The organism is Actinomyces israelii DSM 43320, from assembly GCF_000711965.1.
In the GTDB taxonomy this organism is placed as follows: domain Bacteria; phylum Actinomycetota; class Actinomycetes; order Actinomycetales; family Actinomycetaceae; genus Actinomyces; species Actinomyces israelii.
In genome coordinates this window covers 1-1,202 of the sequence record NZ_JONS01000102.1, presented here as the reverse complement: position 1 = coordinate 1,202, position 1,202 = coordinate 1, and the positions used below count along the sequence as shown (strand labels likewise).

Genomic DNA, 1,202 nt, shown 5'->3' with positions numbered 1-1,202 from the left:
GATCGTGTGTACCGGGCTCGACCTGGGAGGCAGTATCCCGGATGGTCTTGCTTCTTGCGGTGGTGGACCATCTGATAGACCCTCTCGTTCCTTGAAGGCGGCGCCCGCCGGCTTCCGCCCGGGCGCCCGCCCAGCACGCCCTGGTCCTGCCCGCCCGGAGGGCGAGCTCCGTGGTCCTCCGGGTGGTCGGCGACCTGGGCGGAGGCGTGCCAGGGTGCCGCGGGTCCGGGGCGGGGTGGATCGTCTCCCCCTGTCGCGTGCGGGCGCCTGCGGGCCGCCATACCGATCGCCTCGCACACCAGGGGCCGGTGCCACGTGCTGTCGCCCCAATCGCGTCCCCGACCGCTTTCCTCGTGCAGCAGCCCGGCAACGGTCGCCAGGTACACGAACCCCTCCCAGGTGCGGATACAGGTGGATATCGCCCACCCACCTGCTCTCCCGGCTGGCCGGCGGCGGGAGTCCCGCCGGACCAGGTCGGGGCGCGGGCCCAGGGCCCGGCGGCCCCGGGGGCGGTGGCGCCGGGTCCCTCTCGGCGGGGCCGCGGCCTGGCGGGCCCTGCTCACGCATGACGGAGCGCACCGTGTCCGGGCTCGTCTCAACGCCCCTGCGGGCCCCGGCGGCGTGAGTACGGCGGTACCCACAGGGTGGTGCGGGAGCTGTTGAGGACCCACTCGACCAAGGCGCTGAGCTCTTTCCTGCGTCGCACGGTTCTTGATGGCTCCCGGCCCAGCCAGGCGTAATATGGCTGGAATTAAACAAGATCGGTGTGTGGTGGTGTGACTGGTAGGTGCTCGAAGTCGTAGTCGAAGGTGCGGTTGGTGATGTAGGCGGTGAGGGGCGCGAAGGTGTTCTGTGGGGCGAGCGCGCGGAGGTTGTCGATGTTGGCTCTGGCGGCGTTCCACACGTGTTCTGTGGGACCCAAGGTCGGGGGCGTAGGGGGCATGTAGATGGGTGTGATGCGCTCTAGAGCCTGACCGGGGGCATAAAGATTATTCAAGGCAAAAATTATTCAAGGCCTTGGCGTGGTGGAACCTGGCGTTGTCCAGGACGACCGCGATCTTCTTTTTCTCATCGGTCTCGCGCGCCAGGCGACCCGTTCATGAGGGCGGGTCTGCTCGGCGTTCTGGTTTCCCTCGATGGGGTAGATTCTCATTTTCTTGGTCGTCAGGCTCAGTGCCCCGAAGAACGACCGGCTCGCCTTC

At 67.9% G+C, this 1,202-nt stretch carries 1 protein-coding gene; it reads right to left on the bottom strand.

What is annotated here, in order from left to right:
- Nucleotides 1–751: 751 nt before the first annotated feature.
- A complete protein-coding gene (locus O145_RS18540) occupies nt 752–943 on the bottom strand; it encodes a hypothetical protein (RefSeq protein WP_156966831.1) in 192 nt (63 codons plus the stop codon).
- Between the last annotated feature and the right edge of the window lie 259 nt (nt 944–1,202).